The sequence below is a fragment of the Sulfitobacter marinus genome (assembly GCF_900116285.1).
Taxonomy (GTDB): domain Bacteria; phylum Pseudomonadota; class Alphaproteobacteria; order Rhodobacterales; family Rhodobacteraceae; genus Sulfitobacter; species Sulfitobacter marinus.
Map to the genome: position 1 here is coordinate 441,242 of NZ_FPAJ01000001.1, position 11,636 is coordinate 452,877.

At 57.2% G+C, this 11,636-nt stretch carries 13 protein-coding genes; 3 read left to right on the forward strand and 10 right to left on the reverse strand.

All coding sequences use genetic code 11. The features are described from left to right. Positions 1 to 41: 41 nt before the first annotated feature. Positions 42 to 854 (forward strand): serine O-acetyltransferase, encoded by an 813-nt coding sequence (gene cysE / locus BM347_RS02200; protein WP_093914773.1) that lies wholly within the window; start codon positions 42 to 44, stop codon positions 852 to 854. A 160-nt stretch (positions 855 to 1,014) separates the two neighbouring features. Here cysE and BM347_RS02205 read toward each other — a convergent pair whose 3' ends face one another. The 5 genes from BM347_RS02205 to BM347_RS02225 form a co-directional block, all read right to left on the reverse strand. Then, positions 1,015 to 2,340, reverse strand: a complete 1,326-nt coding sequence (locus BM347_RS02205) for a pyruvate dehydrogenase complex dihydrolipoamide acetyltransferase (RefSeq protein WP_093914774.1) — start codon at positions 2,338 to 2,340, stop codon at positions 1,015 to 1,017. Positions 2,341 to 2,352: 12 nt separating this feature from the next. Next, positions 2,353 to 3,720: a pyruvate dehydrogenase complex E1 component subunit beta gene (locus BM347_RS02210; RefSeq protein WP_093914775.1), complete on the reverse strand. Its 1,368-nt coding sequence runs from the start codon at positions 3,718 to 3,720 to the stop codon at positions 2,353 to 2,355. Positions 3,721 to 3,723: 3 nt separating this feature from the next. Further along, entirely contained in the window at positions 3,724 to 4,734 is a 1,011-nt protein-coding gene (pdhA, locus tag BM347_RS02215; protein WP_093914776.1) for a pyruvate dehydrogenase (acetyl-transferring) E1 component subunit alpha, read from the reverse strand. A gap of 169 nt (positions 4,735 to 4,903) precedes the next feature. Then, entirely contained in the window at positions 4,904 to 5,203 is a 300-nt protein-coding gene (locus BM347_RS02220) for an FtsB family cell division protein (protein ID WP_093914777.1), read from the reverse strand. A 159-nt stretch (positions 5,204 to 5,362) separates the two neighbouring features. Next, positions 5,363 to 6,556: a phosphoglycerate kinase gene (locus tag BM347_RS02225; protein ID WP_093915379.1), complete on the reverse strand. Its 1,194-nt coding sequence runs from the start codon at positions 6,554 to 6,556 to the stop codon at positions 5,363 to 5,365. A gap of 133 nt (positions 6,557 to 6,689) precedes the next feature. On the opposite strand from BM347_RS02225, the gene BM347_RS02230 reads away from it, so the two are divergent. Both BM347_RS02230 and BM347_RS02235 read left to right on the forward strand, forming a co-directional pair. Continuing rightward, a complete protein-coding gene (locus tag BM347_RS02230) occupies positions 6,690 to 7,196 on the forward strand; it encodes a peptidylprolyl isomerase (protein ID WP_093914778.1) in 507 nt (168 codons plus the stop codon). Continuing rightward, positions 7,189 to 7,743, forward strand: a complete 555-nt coding sequence (locus BM347_RS02235) for a peptidylprolyl isomerase (protein ID WP_093914779.1) — start codon at positions 7,189 to 7,191, stop codon at positions 7,741 to 7,743. The genes BM347_RS02230 and BM347_RS02235 overlap by 8 nt, the downstream gene beginning before the upstream one ends. Positions 7,744 to 7,801: 58 nt before the next feature. On the opposite strand, the gene BM347_RS02240 is transcribed toward BM347_RS02235, so the two are convergent. From BM347_RS02240 to BM347_RS02260, 5 genes are all read right to left on the reverse strand, one after another. Then, complete coding sequence (locus BM347_RS02240; RefSeq protein ID WP_093914780.1) at positions 7,802 to 8,152, reverse strand: DUF6614 family protein; 351 nt, start codon at positions 8,150 to 8,152, stop codon at positions 7,802 to 7,804. Between the two features lie 122 nt (positions 8,153 to 8,274). Next, complete coding sequence (locus tag BM347_RS02245) at positions 8,275 to 8,784, reverse strand: bactofilin family protein (RefSeq protein ID WP_093914781.1); 510 nt, start codon at positions 8,782 to 8,784, stop codon at positions 8,275 to 8,277. After that, entirely contained in the window at positions 8,774 to 10,102 is a 1,329-nt protein-coding gene (locus BM347_RS02250; RefSeq protein ID WP_093914782.1) for a M23 family metallopeptidase, read from the reverse strand. The genes BM347_RS02245 and BM347_RS02250 overlap by 11 nt, the downstream gene beginning before the upstream one ends. A gap of 196 nt (positions 10,103 to 10,298) precedes the next feature. Further along, a complete protein-coding gene (locus tag BM347_RS02255) occupies positions 10,299 to 11,108 on the reverse strand; it encodes a ferritin-like domain-containing protein (RefSeq protein ID WP_093914783.1) in 810 nt (269 codons plus the stop codon). Next, entirely contained in the window at positions 11,105 to 11,566 is a 462-nt protein-coding gene (locus BM347_RS02260) for a peroxiredoxin (protein ID WP_093914784.1), read from the reverse strand. The genes BM347_RS02255 and BM347_RS02260 overlap by 4 nt, the downstream gene beginning before the upstream one ends. Between the last annotated feature and the right edge of the window lie 70 nt (positions 11,567 to 11,636).

The window sequence follows — 11,636 nt, forward strand, 5'->3', positions numbered from 1 at the left end:
CATTGAATTGATATATTGTCGGTGCAAAGAAGGATATTGTCATGGCAGAGCCCCGCAGAAATATTGCATCAGTTGACCCGGTTTGGGATCAAATTCTGACCGAAGCGCAGCAGGCTGTTTTGGATGAGCCGCTGATTGGCGGCTTTGTCCATGCCTGTATCCTGCACCACAAATCCATCGAAAAGGCATTGTCCTACAGAGTCGCGGCAAAGCTGGCATCGAATGAAATGTCGATGATGGTGGTACGTGAAATGGTGGAAGAAGCGTATAGTAATGACGCATCCTTGATCAAAGCCGCACGCGCGGATCTGGTGGCGATTTATGAACGTGACCCCGCCTGCCATCGTTTGCTTCAGCCGATTTTATACTTCAAGGGCTATCAGGCGGTTCAAGCCTACCGTGTGGGGCATTATCTGTGGACGAAGGGGCAATATGATCTGGCCTATTTCGTTCAGATGCGGGTCAGTGAGATTTTCGGCGTTGATATTCACCCGGCGGCCAAGATCGGCAAAGGCATCATGATCGACCATGCCCATTCTGTGGTGATCGGTGAAACGGCTGTAGTGGGTGACAATGTGTCAATGCTGCATTCGGTGACCCTTGGTGGGACCGGTAAGGAAGAGCAGGACCGCCACCCCAAGATTGAAGATGGTGTGCTGATTGGTGCCGGGGCCAAGGTGCTGGGCAATATCACCGTCGGTCATTGCAGCCGGATCGCTGCGGGGTCTGTCGTGCTGGAGGCCGTACCGCCTTGCAAAACCGTTGCTGGTATTCCCGCGCGTGTCGTGGGCGAGGCGGGCTGCGAACAGCCTTCGGTCCTGATGGATCACATGTTGGGGCCGCAAGGCGAGTAAGATTTCAATATAGGTTTTGAAAAAATGGAAAAGCCGGGATCATACGATCCCGGCTTTGTTCTGTTCTATAGACGAGGACTGTATGCCCCGGTTTGATGTCCGGAAAGGGGGCTTCTGCCCACCAAGACCCCCCGAGGATTTTAGTCCATTTGGAAGGGGATCAGGCGAGCATGCCCATGGGGTTTTCCAGATTGTCTTTGATCGCGGCCAAGAGCTGTGCACCCAAGGCACCGTCGATGACGCGGTGATCAACTGAAAGGGTGACAGACATAATCGTCGCCACGGCGAGTTCACCGTCTTTGCCGACGACCGGTTTTTTCACGCCAGCACCAACGGCGAGAATCGCGCCATGGGGCGGGTTGATAACCGCGTCAAAATTGTCGATGCCGAACATCCCGAGGTTAGAGATGGCAAAGCTGCCGCCCTGATATTCATGCGGCGCAAGCTTGCGATCGCGGGCGCGGGCGGCAAGGTCTTTCATCTCGGCCGAGAGGGTCGAGAGGGATTTCGTCTCGGAATCTTGAAGCACCGGGGTGAAGAGCCCGCCATCAATAGCGACGGCCACGGCAACATCGGAGGGCTTGAGCTTGAGGATGCGATCCCCGGCCCAAACGGCATTGGCATCTGGCACCGCTTGCAGGGCCAAAGCGCAGGCTTTGATGATGAAATCATTAACCGAGAGTTTCACACCACGTGATTCAAGCTGTTTGTTCAGGTCAGCCCGGAACGCCATCAACGCGTCCAGTTGAATATCGCGGCGCAGATAGAAATGTGGGATGGATTGTTTGGCCTCGGTCAGGCGCGACGCGATGGTTTTGCGCATGCCGTTGAGGGTGACCTCTTCGAACGTGCGGCCTTCGTACATTTTCATCACGGCTTCAGCGGAAGGGCCAGCAGCAAGCGCTGCTTTGGGCGCGTTAGCAGGGGCTGCAGCGGCGTCACTTGGCGCGGCTTTTGCGGTGCCGCCAGCCAATGCGGCAGTGATATCGGCCTTGACGATGCGGCCATGTGGCCCTGAGCCGGACACAGCGGCCAGATCAATCCCTTCGATCCCGGCCATACGGCGTGCCAGCGGTGACGCGAAAACCCGCGTTGTGTCTGGCTTGGGGGTGGGGGTCGGTTCTGGCTTTGGCGGCGTCGACGGGCCATCAGTGTTCGGACCCGGTGGGCGGGCTGCATCAGCGGGCGCAACAGGAGCAGCAGCGGCGGCGGCGGGGGCCGCACCAATGTCATCCGCGCTTTCGCCGTCTTCCAGCAGCACGGCAATGGGCGTGTTCACTTTCACGCCTTCAGTGCCATCCGCGATCATGATCTTGCCAATTACACCTTCATCGACGGCCTCGAATTCCATCGTTGCTTTGTCGGTTTCGATCTCGCACATCACATCGCCAGAGGACACGGTATCGCCCTCTTTGACCAGCCATTTGGCCAATGTGCCCTCTTCCATGGTGGGGCTGAGGGCGGGCATGAGGATTTCTATAGGCATGTGGTCCGCTCCTTATTTGTAGGTGACTTTTTTGACCGCCGCGATGACGTCATCGGTGGTCAGCAGCGCCAGTTTCTCAAGGTTTGCCGCATAGGGCATTGGCACGTCCTTGCCGGTGCAGTTGATCACCGGCGCGTCGAGGTAATCGAACGCTTCTTGCATGATGACGCTGGTGATATAGTTGCCGACCGACCCTTGCGGCCAGCCTTCCTCGACAGTGACACAGCGGTTGGTTTTCATCACCGATTTGATGATGCTGGCCGTGTCCATCGGGCGCAAAGTGCGCAGGTCAAGCACTTCGGCGTCGATGCCATTCTCGGCCAGTTTCTCAGCGGCTTCAAGAGCATAGGTCATGCCGATGCCAAAGCTGACGATGGTAACATCGCTGCCTTCGCGCCAGATGCGGGCCTTGCCGAAAGGCACGGTGTAATCCTCAACATCAGGTACATCAAAGGATTTACCGTACATGATTTCGTTCTCGAGGAACACGACCGGGTTGGGATCGCGGATCGCTGATTTCATCAAGCCTTTAGCGTCGGATGCCGAGTAAGGCATCGCGACTTTGAGGCCGGGAACCTGCATGTACCAGGCCGCGTAATCCTGACTGTGCTGCGCGCCGACGCGGGCGGCTGCACCATTGGGGCCGCGGAACACCATGGGGGCACCCATCTGGCCACCGGACATATAGAGCGTCTTGGCAGCAGAGTTCAGGATGTGGTCAATCGCCTGCATGGCAAAGTTCCACGTCATGAATTCGACAATCGGGCGCAGACCACCAAAAGCGGCACCGACACCGATCCCGGCAAAGCCATGTTCGGTGATAGGTGTGTCGATCACCCGCTTGGCGCCGAATTCATCCAGCAACCCTTGGGATATTTTGTAAGCGCCTTGGTATTCGGCAACTTCCTCGCCCATCAGGAATACGTCTTCGTCGCGGCGCATTTCCTCGGCCATGCCGTCGCGCAAGGCCTCGCGCACGGTCTGTGTTTTCAACTTGGTGCCTTCGGGCCAATCGGGGGTAGTGTCTGTCTCTGGCGCGGTAGGCGCTTTGACCTCGGCGGGTTTGCTGTCGGCTGCGGGGGCAGGGGCAGCCGCTGGGGTGTCAGATGACACATTGTCTGCGGCAGAGGCGTCTTCGCCTTCCTCCAGCAGCACAGCGATGGCGGTGTTTACCTTGACGCCTTCGGTGCCTTCAGCGATCAGGATCTTGCCGATCACACCTTCGTCGACGGCTTCGAATTCCATCGTGGCTTTGTCGGTCTCGATCTCGCACATGATATCGCCGGAAGACACGGTATCGCCTTCCTTCACCAGCCATTTGGCCAATGTGCCTTCTTCCATGGTGGGGCTTAGGGCGGGCATAAGAATTTCAGTTGCCATGGTTCAAGCCTCCTGTGGAACTTCGGTTGCGTAAATGTCGGTCCAAAGCTCCTCTGGGGCGGGCTCGGGGCTTGTCTTGGCGAATTCTGCGCTGTCGTTGACGATCTTTTTGATCTCCTTGTCGATGGCCTTCAGATCATCCTCGGTGGCGTATTTCTGATCCAGCAGGATGTTGCGGACCTGTTCGATGGGGTCACGCTCGTCACGCATTTTTTGCACCTCTTCGCGGGTGCGGTATTTTGCCGGGTCCGACATCGAATGGCCACGATAGCGGTATGTTTTGATCTCAAGAATATAAGGGCCGTCGCCGCTGCGCGCGTGTTTCACAGCGCGTTCGCCTGCGTCTTTGACGGCCAGCACATCCATGCCATCGACAGCCTCACCGGGGATGCCGAATGCCTTGCCACGTTCCCAGATCTCAGCGCTCGAAGTCGAGCGTTGCTGCGAGGTGCCCATGGCATATTGGTTGTTTTCGATGACAAAAATCACCGGCAGCTTCCATAGGGCGGCCATGTTGAAAGTCTCATAGACTTGGCCCTGGTTCGCGGCACCATCGCCAAAATAGGTAAAGGTGACGTTGTCGTTGCCTTTGTACTTATCGGCAAAGGCGACGCCCGCACCCAATGGCACGTTCGCGCCCACAATCCCGTGGCCGCCGTAAAACTTCTTCTCCTTCGAGAACATGTGCATGGAGCCACCCTTGCCGCGCGAATACCCACCCTCACGGCCGGTCAATTCGGCCATCACCCCGTCGGGGTTCATGCCGCAGGCCAACATGTGGCCGTGGTCGCGGTAGGTGGTGATGCGGCTGTCGCCTTCCTTGGCGGTTGCCTCAAGGCCCACAACAACGGCTTCTTGGCCTATATACAGGTGGCAAAAGCCGCCGATCAGACCCATGCCATACAGCTGGCCGGCTTTCTCCTCAAAGCGCCGGATCATCAGCATGTCCTTGTAATAGGCCTTGAGTTCATCGGCACTGGCATTGGTTTTCTTGGTCGGTTTCTTGGCTGCCATGGGGCAAATCCTCCGTACAGTGGTCCCGAGCGCGCGTAATATAGTTTAGCGTTAAACTATCTATTACCGGATTCGACCAATGATGGCGAGAGGCTTTTGCCGGGAACCGCGATGTTACGCGAAAGCGCGCTGTGAACAGGCAGTTACGGCAAAAGAATTGAAGATAAAGTTAGCGGATCACGATCTCATCGGCGCGGATCATGCCCAGCACCTTGCGGGTCTGTTCATCGAGCAGATCAAGATCAAGATAATCATCGGACAGGCGGGCGGTCAGGTTCTCCATCCGTGCCACATCGGTCTGGACTTGATTCAACTGCTGCTTGAGGTCTTGGGCTTCGGCCAGAATCTCGGCGCGGCGAAACAGGCCGAAATTGCCCTGCACGGCGGCAAATGCGAAATACATCGCCAGCCCGAAGGCGGTCGAGAAAAATAAAACGGTGCCGAACGCGGGGCGGGTGCTGCGGTTCATCTGGGTTTGCCTCAAGCCGTCTCTTTATGGACGTATTCCTTGTATGGCACAGGTGATTCGCAAAGGGAATCCCCCTGATTCGTTTTTGGCAAAATTCTGTTCACGAAGCGGTGACGGAATTTTTGGAAATTCCGGGCCGTTTTCTTTCAAAGAAAACGTCTACCCGCCCAACGCAGCAACACCCGGCAAGGTTTTGCCTTCCATCCATTCCAAGAACGCGCCGCCTGCGGTCGAGATATAGGTAAAGTCATCCGCTGCACCGGCTTGGTTCAGCGCGGCCACAGTGTCACCGCCGCCAGCAACCGAAATCAACGCGCCATCGCGGGTCAGCTGTGCCGCTGCTTGTGCCGCGGCCACAGTACCGGTGTCAAAAGGGGCAATCTCGAACGCGCCCATGGGACCGTTCCAAATAAGCGTTTTCAACCCGGCAAAGGCGTCTTTGACCAGTTGGGTCGTCGCAGGTCCAGCGTCCAGAACCATCTGGTCGTCTGCCAGCACTGTGTCTGGTCCCAATTTGATCACCTCGTGCGCGGCACCCGCTGCAAATTCCCGTGCCACCAACCCGTCAACAGGCAGCAAGACGCGACACCCGGCTTTGTCCGCTTGGGCCATAATGTCCTTCGCAGTGCCGAAAAAATCAGGCTCGGATAGGGACTTGCCCAGCTTTGCGCCCATAGCCGCTAGAAACGTATTCGCCATACCGCCGCCGATCACCAGCAGGTCCAACCGGTTCACAAGGTTTTCCAACAACTCTATCTTGGTTGATACTTTCGCCCCACCCACGACCGCGCCAACAGGGCGTTTCGGGGCGGCCAAGGCGGCCTCAAGCGCGGACAGTTCTGCTTGCATCAAACGGCCCGCGCAGGCGGGCAGCAGCCGCGCCAAGGCTTCGGTGGATGCATGCGCACGGTGGGCCGCCGAAAAGGCGTCGTTGCAATAGACATCGCCCAAACCAGCTAAACGTTGCGCGAATGCGGGGTCATTATCGGTCTCGCCGGGGTAAAAGCGGATGTTTTCCAGCAAAACCACATCAGCGGCGTTGATCTCGTCGGTGCCGTTTTCAGCGGCTTCCAGCGTTTCGGCCAGCACGACCTTGCGGGCAAGGGCGGCCTCAAGCGCGGGTTTAACCACCAGCAGGCTCAGGTCTTGCACGCGTTTGCCCTTGGGGCGGCCAAAATGTGCCAGCAGGATGGGTTTGCCGCCTTTGTCCAAAATATCATGCACTGTGGGGACGATCCGCTGGATGCGCGTATCGTCGGTGACCTTACCGTTTTCCACGGGGACGTTGATATCGACCCGTACCAGCACCCGCTTGCCGCGCAGGTCCATGTCATCCAGTGTTTTCCAGCCCATCGTATGTTCCCCGATCCATTCCGCAGTTGGCATAGTGTTTTGCCGTTATCGTGCGCGGGGTCAATGCACCTGCTTGGCAATTGCCGCAAGTCGTCTTAGGTAACTGCTAATGATTTATGAATAGGAGAGCGGCATGGCCGAGATCAAAGACCCCGAAAACACGATCCTGTTGGAGCTTACAGGCGGTACCGTCACCATCCAACTGCTGCCCGATGTGGCCCCCAAGCATGTTGAACGCATGAAAGAGCTCGCGCGTGCGGGCAAGTATGACAACGTGGCATTCCACCGCGTTATCGAAGGGTTCATGGCGCAGACGGGCGACGTGGCCAACGGCAACATGGAAGACAACTTTAACCTGCGCGCCGCAGGCACAGGCGGATCTGATTTGCCAAATGTTCCGGCTGAATTCTCCAAAGTGCCCCATGCACGGGGCAGCATCGGTGCGGCACGTTCGGCCAATCCTGACAGCGCCAACAGCCAGTTCTTTATCAACTTCAAGGATAATGATTTCCTGAACGGTCAATACACCGTCTACGGCCAGGTTATTTCCGGTATGGAACATGTGGACGCGATCACACGGGGCGAGCCACCTGCGAACCCGGACCGCATGATCAGCATGAAAGTCGCCGCAGATGCGTAAGCTGTTTGCGGGCACCGTCGCCGCCACCCTGATGGGCGGCACAGCCTTCGCCAGCGGTCTTGAAATCACCGTCGATGGCGAAGCCCAGGGCGTGATCAAGATCGACTTACTCGAAGACGTGGCCCCCCAGCATGCGGACCGTCTGACGGCGCTGGCCGAGGCAGGGGCCTATGATGGCGTGGTATTCCACCGCGTGATCGATGGCTTTATGGCGCAAACTGGCGACGTTAAATACGGCAAGGCTGGTGGTGACACCGGACGTGCGGGTATGGGTGGCTCAGACATGGATGACCTGCCGGCCGAATTTTCGGACCTGCCGTTTGACCGCGGTGTCGTGGGCATGGCGCGCAGTCAAAACCCTAACTCTGCAAACTCGCAGTTCTTTATCATGTTCGATCAGGGCTATTTCCTGAACGGTCAGTACACGGTCGTCGGTAAAGTAACCGAAGGTCTGGACGTGTTGGACGCGATCAAGCGTGGCACAGGCGGCAACGGCGCTGTTGTTGGCGCGCCTGACATGATGAAAACGGTCACTGTTACCGAATAAGAGTGTCGGCAAAGAGCATTGGGAAAGGGGCGTGGGTATCTACGCCCCCTTTTGCATTCTAGATAAATGCCATCCGCTCTGCACGTTCGGGGTCAGGGAAAGGGCGGTAAAGCGCGATATCAAATTCCCCGACCATCTGATGCACCGTGGTATAAAGCCGTTCGACCTCCGTATCTTGCGTGCCGGTCAAACGAAAGGCTTCATCCAGTTGCGTAAGATCCCGCACCTCGATCTCAAGCAGGAAATCCCGTGCCCTTGGTGCCCCAAAGCCCAATTTGCGACGGCACAGCCGCCACGACTGGATCACGCCGCGATCTTGCAGCAAGGTCATCCAGGCCTCGACCGCGACGGCAAATCCCACCGCTTTGGCCGTGTCGCGCAGATCAATCGAGCAATGGTAAAGGTTCATAGGTTGGTCCCGTAATGGCTTGCGACCGACCGTGGCACCAGAATCCTAAGAAATATCTAAGCTGAAAATAAAACAGGCACCGCCCATTGCGATGCCTGTAGATAGTTTAACTGAGGTTTAAATCAGGAAGCCGGGTTCGGCTTTTGCACTGGCGCAGATTTGGAGCCGGGGTTCAGTGGATCGTCTTGACGCTGAACGGAGCCTTCGAAATGCGCACCGCTTTCGATGGCGATGGTCTTGTGGATAATGTCACCCTCGACCCGTGCTGTGGACGTCAGGCGAACCTTGAGACCACGCACACGGCCCACGATGCGGCCGTTGATCACAACATCATCGGCAATCACTTCGCCTTTGATCGTTGCGGTTTCACCGATGGTCAGAAGATGCGCGCGAATGTCGCCTTCGACTGTGCCTTCGACCTGAATGTCGCCCGTTGTTTTCATATTGCCCGTGACGTGCAAATCAGACGACAGAACCGACGCAGGCGGCTTGGCCTTGGGCGGGCTGGCCTTGAATTCGTTCGGGTTGGCCGCAGCAGGTGCAGACGCCGGAGACGAGGAAGGTGCCGTTGGGCTGGACGCTGGAGCGTCTGACTTGGGGGCGGGATCGTTGATTTTGCTTTTAGAAAACATCGTTTGCAGCCTTAATAAAGATCATGGGATTTACAGCCTTGCCACCAACACGAACTTCGTAATGAAGGTGAACACCGGTTACCCGTCCTGAGGCTCCCATATCACCAATACGCTGTCCGCGCGATACCCTTTGGCCAGTTTTCACGCGCAATTTTGACATATGCGCATATCGTGTCTCTATTCCGAACTCATGTTGTATCTTAACGAGCCGGCCATATCCAGAGCTCCAGCCGGCATGTGTCACAACGCCGTCTGCCGTCGCATAAAGCGGGGTGCCGTTGCCGGCGGCAAAGTCAACGCCGTTGTGCATGCGCCGCCCGCCGGTCTTCGGGTCACGGCGAAACCCGAACTGGCTGGTAAAGCGAAAGGCGTTTTTTACCGGGTTCGCAAAGGGCGCTTTTTGCGCGGCGATACGGTACATGTTCAGCCGATCCATCTGATTTAACAACCGGTTGGCGCGTAATGTATCGGGGGACTGATCCTCGCCTCGCGTGGAAAAACTAAGCGGCATCAAAGGGCCGCCCTGGCCTGAATATCCGCGCCGCACAGTTTCCAGCATCCGGTCCGTGGGCATGCCTGCACTGCGGAACATCTTGTCCAGCGGGGCCACCGAAACGGTCATTGCCTCTTCGAGCTGGCGGAAAATCGCATCGTTCTGATCGCGCACCAACGCCAGTTCCTGCGACAGTTCTTCGGCCTCAAGCAGGGCATCCTGGGCGTCAATCACCACCTGATCGCGTTCTTGCGCCGTGCGGGCCAGGGCATCTGCCAGAATGTCGATCGGGGCAGAACTTTGCGCCGTTTGCGTTGTCGACGCTCCGTTTTCACCGGTGCCACCTTCGAGAGCGGCCAGTTTTTGGCGTGCCGCCTCACGCTCTTTCATAGTGTCACGCAAGGTGGACTGGATCACTTCGATCCCGGTCTCCAGCTCGCGGCGGTGGGTTTCGGAGGCCAGCAATTCAGATTGCATGACCGAGATTTGCTTTAGCGCTGCGTTAAAGCGTTCCTGCGCGGCCGCGGCCTCTTCTGCGCGGCCATTGCGCTGCGCGGACAGATCGGACAGCCGGGCCTGATAGGTGCTTTGATCGCGTTTGGCCTGTTCGCGGAAATTGCCCGACCCAATGCTATCCATCAGCAAGATCGCAGTCGCGATAATCGCCCATGCAACAAGGGCAGAACAACCTGCAAAGACAAAAAGCTGGGTACCGGGTCTGAGGCGGATAAAGCGTGTATCGGAATCGGATTTTAAAAAGACGCGGCGTTCTGGGAAATACCGTTCCAATACCGAATGGATTTTAATCGCTAACCTCGTACGCACGTTCCGTATATCCCTTGATCGTCTCCATGTTATGCGTCGGTGCTCTTGTCCTTGAATGACGGCACCGTTTGCATCCGATGTGCTTAGCCAAGGGCATCCGTTCGGGCAAGCCTGTTGCCCCTGAATGAGCGGTTTTTGAATGGTTTAGCAAAACCGTTGGCAAAAAACCGCCTATTCAGGATTGTATCCCGCTGTCTTACGCGGATTCAGTTAGCGGCCAGTAAAAATCCGGTGGAATTCCGGCATCCGCGCGTTTCTCCTCGTTGAAAGGAGGCTTGAGCACGCCGTGGAAATACTTGCGCACCAAGGCGTGAAAGACGTCCTTTGGGTCCATTTCGTGACGTCCGCACAGAAAGTGAAACCATTTCGACCCATAGGCCACATGCGCGACTTCCTCGGCATAGATCGTCTCAAGGGCTTCAACGGCTTGGGTGGCTTTGGCTTGTTTGAATATCTTGATCATGTTGGGTGTCACATCCAAGCCGCGCGCCTCAAGCACCATGGGGACCACCGCCAAACGACCCATGAAATCATCGGCTGTATCCTCGGCCGCGCGCCACATCCCGGCATGGGCGGGCAGGGCCCCGTAATAGCTGCCCAATGCCTCAAGGCAATCGCACATCAGGTTGAAATGTTTGGATTCTTCATCCGCCGCTTTGACCCAATCATCATAAAACCCGATGGGCATTTTGATGTCGGTGAACCGCGCGATAATGTCCCAATGCAGGTCCACGGCGTTCAATTCAATATGGGCCACAGCATGCAGCAAGGCGATGCGCCCCTCGGGCGAACCGGGTTTGCGCTGCGGCACATCGCGCGGTGACAGCAATTCGGGTTTTTCGGGCCGCGCGGGCTGCATCGGCGGGGTCGCGGTGCCGATTTCAGGCGTTTCGCCTGCGTCGCGGGCAGCCCGCCATTCGGCGGCAAAGCCATGCGAGAGCTTGGTCTTCTCGCGGCCATCTGCTGTGCGCAGTACCGCTTCGGCCATTTGCGCGAGTGGCATCATAGGGCTTGCACCGCTTCCAGCACTTCTTCGACATGGCCGGGGACTTTTACCTTGCGCCAGATCCGCGCGATATTGCCCTGCGCATCAATGAGATAGGTGGCGCGCTCAATGCCCATGGATTTCTTGCCGTACATGTTCTTCTCAACCCAGACGCCATAGCTTTCGGTCAGGTTGCCATCTTCATCCGCCAGTAGTGGCACGGTCAGTTCGTGCTTGGCTGCGAATTTATCGTGCTTGGTCATGGTATCGCGCGACACACCGTATACCTCGGCACCGGCGTCCTTGAAGGCTTGCAGATGCTCGGAAAAGCCGATTGCCTCTTTCGTGCAGCCGGGCGTGTCATCGCGCGGGTAGAAGTACAAAACGACGGCTTTGCCGCGCAGCTCTGACAAGGTGACGCTGCCGCCGCCTGTCACTGGGGCAGTAAAATCGGGGGCCGGTTGGGAAATTTCTGGCATGGGGCACTTTCTATTGTATTGGAAGCCTTATCTTAGAGTGGCATAGTAGAACAGCGCGGCGGAACTTAAA

Coding starts and splice junctions, on each gene's coding strand:
- cysE (WP_093914773.1), top strand. CDS start 42: ATGGCAGAGCCCCGCAGAAATATTGCATCAGTTGACCCGGTTTGGGAT.
- BM347_RS02205 (WP_093914774.1), bottom strand. CDS start 2,340: ATGCCTATAGAAATCCTCATGCCCGCCCTCAGCCCCACCATGGAAGAG.
- BM347_RS02210 (WP_093914775.1), bottom strand. CDS start 3,720: ATGGCAACTGAAATTCTTATGCCCGCCCTAAGCCCCACCATGGAAGAA.
- pdhA (WP_093914776.1), bottom strand. CDS start 4,734: ATGGCAGCCAAGAAACCGACCAAGAAAACCAATGCCAGTGCCGATGAA.
- BM347_RS02220 (WP_093914777.1), bottom strand. CDS start 5,203: ATGAACCGCAGCACCCGCCCCGCGTTCGGCACCGTTTTATTTTTCTCG.
- BM347_RS02225 (WP_093915379.1), bottom strand. CDS start 6,556: ATGGGCTGGAAAACACTGGATGACATGGACCTGCGCGGCAAGCGGGTG.
- BM347_RS02230 (WP_093914778.1), top strand. CDS start 6,690: ATGGCCGAGATCAAAGACCCCGAAAACACGATCCTGTTGGAGCTTACA.
- BM347_RS02235 (WP_093914779.1), top strand. CDS start 7,189: ATGCGTAAGCTGTTTGCGGGCACCGTCGCCGCCACCCTGATGGGCGGC.
- BM347_RS02240 (WP_093914780.1), bottom strand. CDS start 8,152: ATGAACCTTTACCATTGCTCGATTGATCTGCGCGACACGGCCAAAGCG.
- BM347_RS02245 (WP_093914781.1), bottom strand. CDS start 8,784: ATGTTTTCTAAAAGCAAAATCAACGATCCCGCCCCCAAGTCAGACGCT.
- BM347_RS02255 (WP_093914783.1), bottom strand. CDS start 11,108: ATGATGCCACTCGCGCAAATGGCCGAAGCGGTACTGCGCACAGCAGAT.
- BM347_RS02260 (WP_093914784.1), bottom strand. CDS start 11,566: ATGCCAGAAATTTCCCAACCGGCCCCCGATTTTACTGCCCCAGTGACA.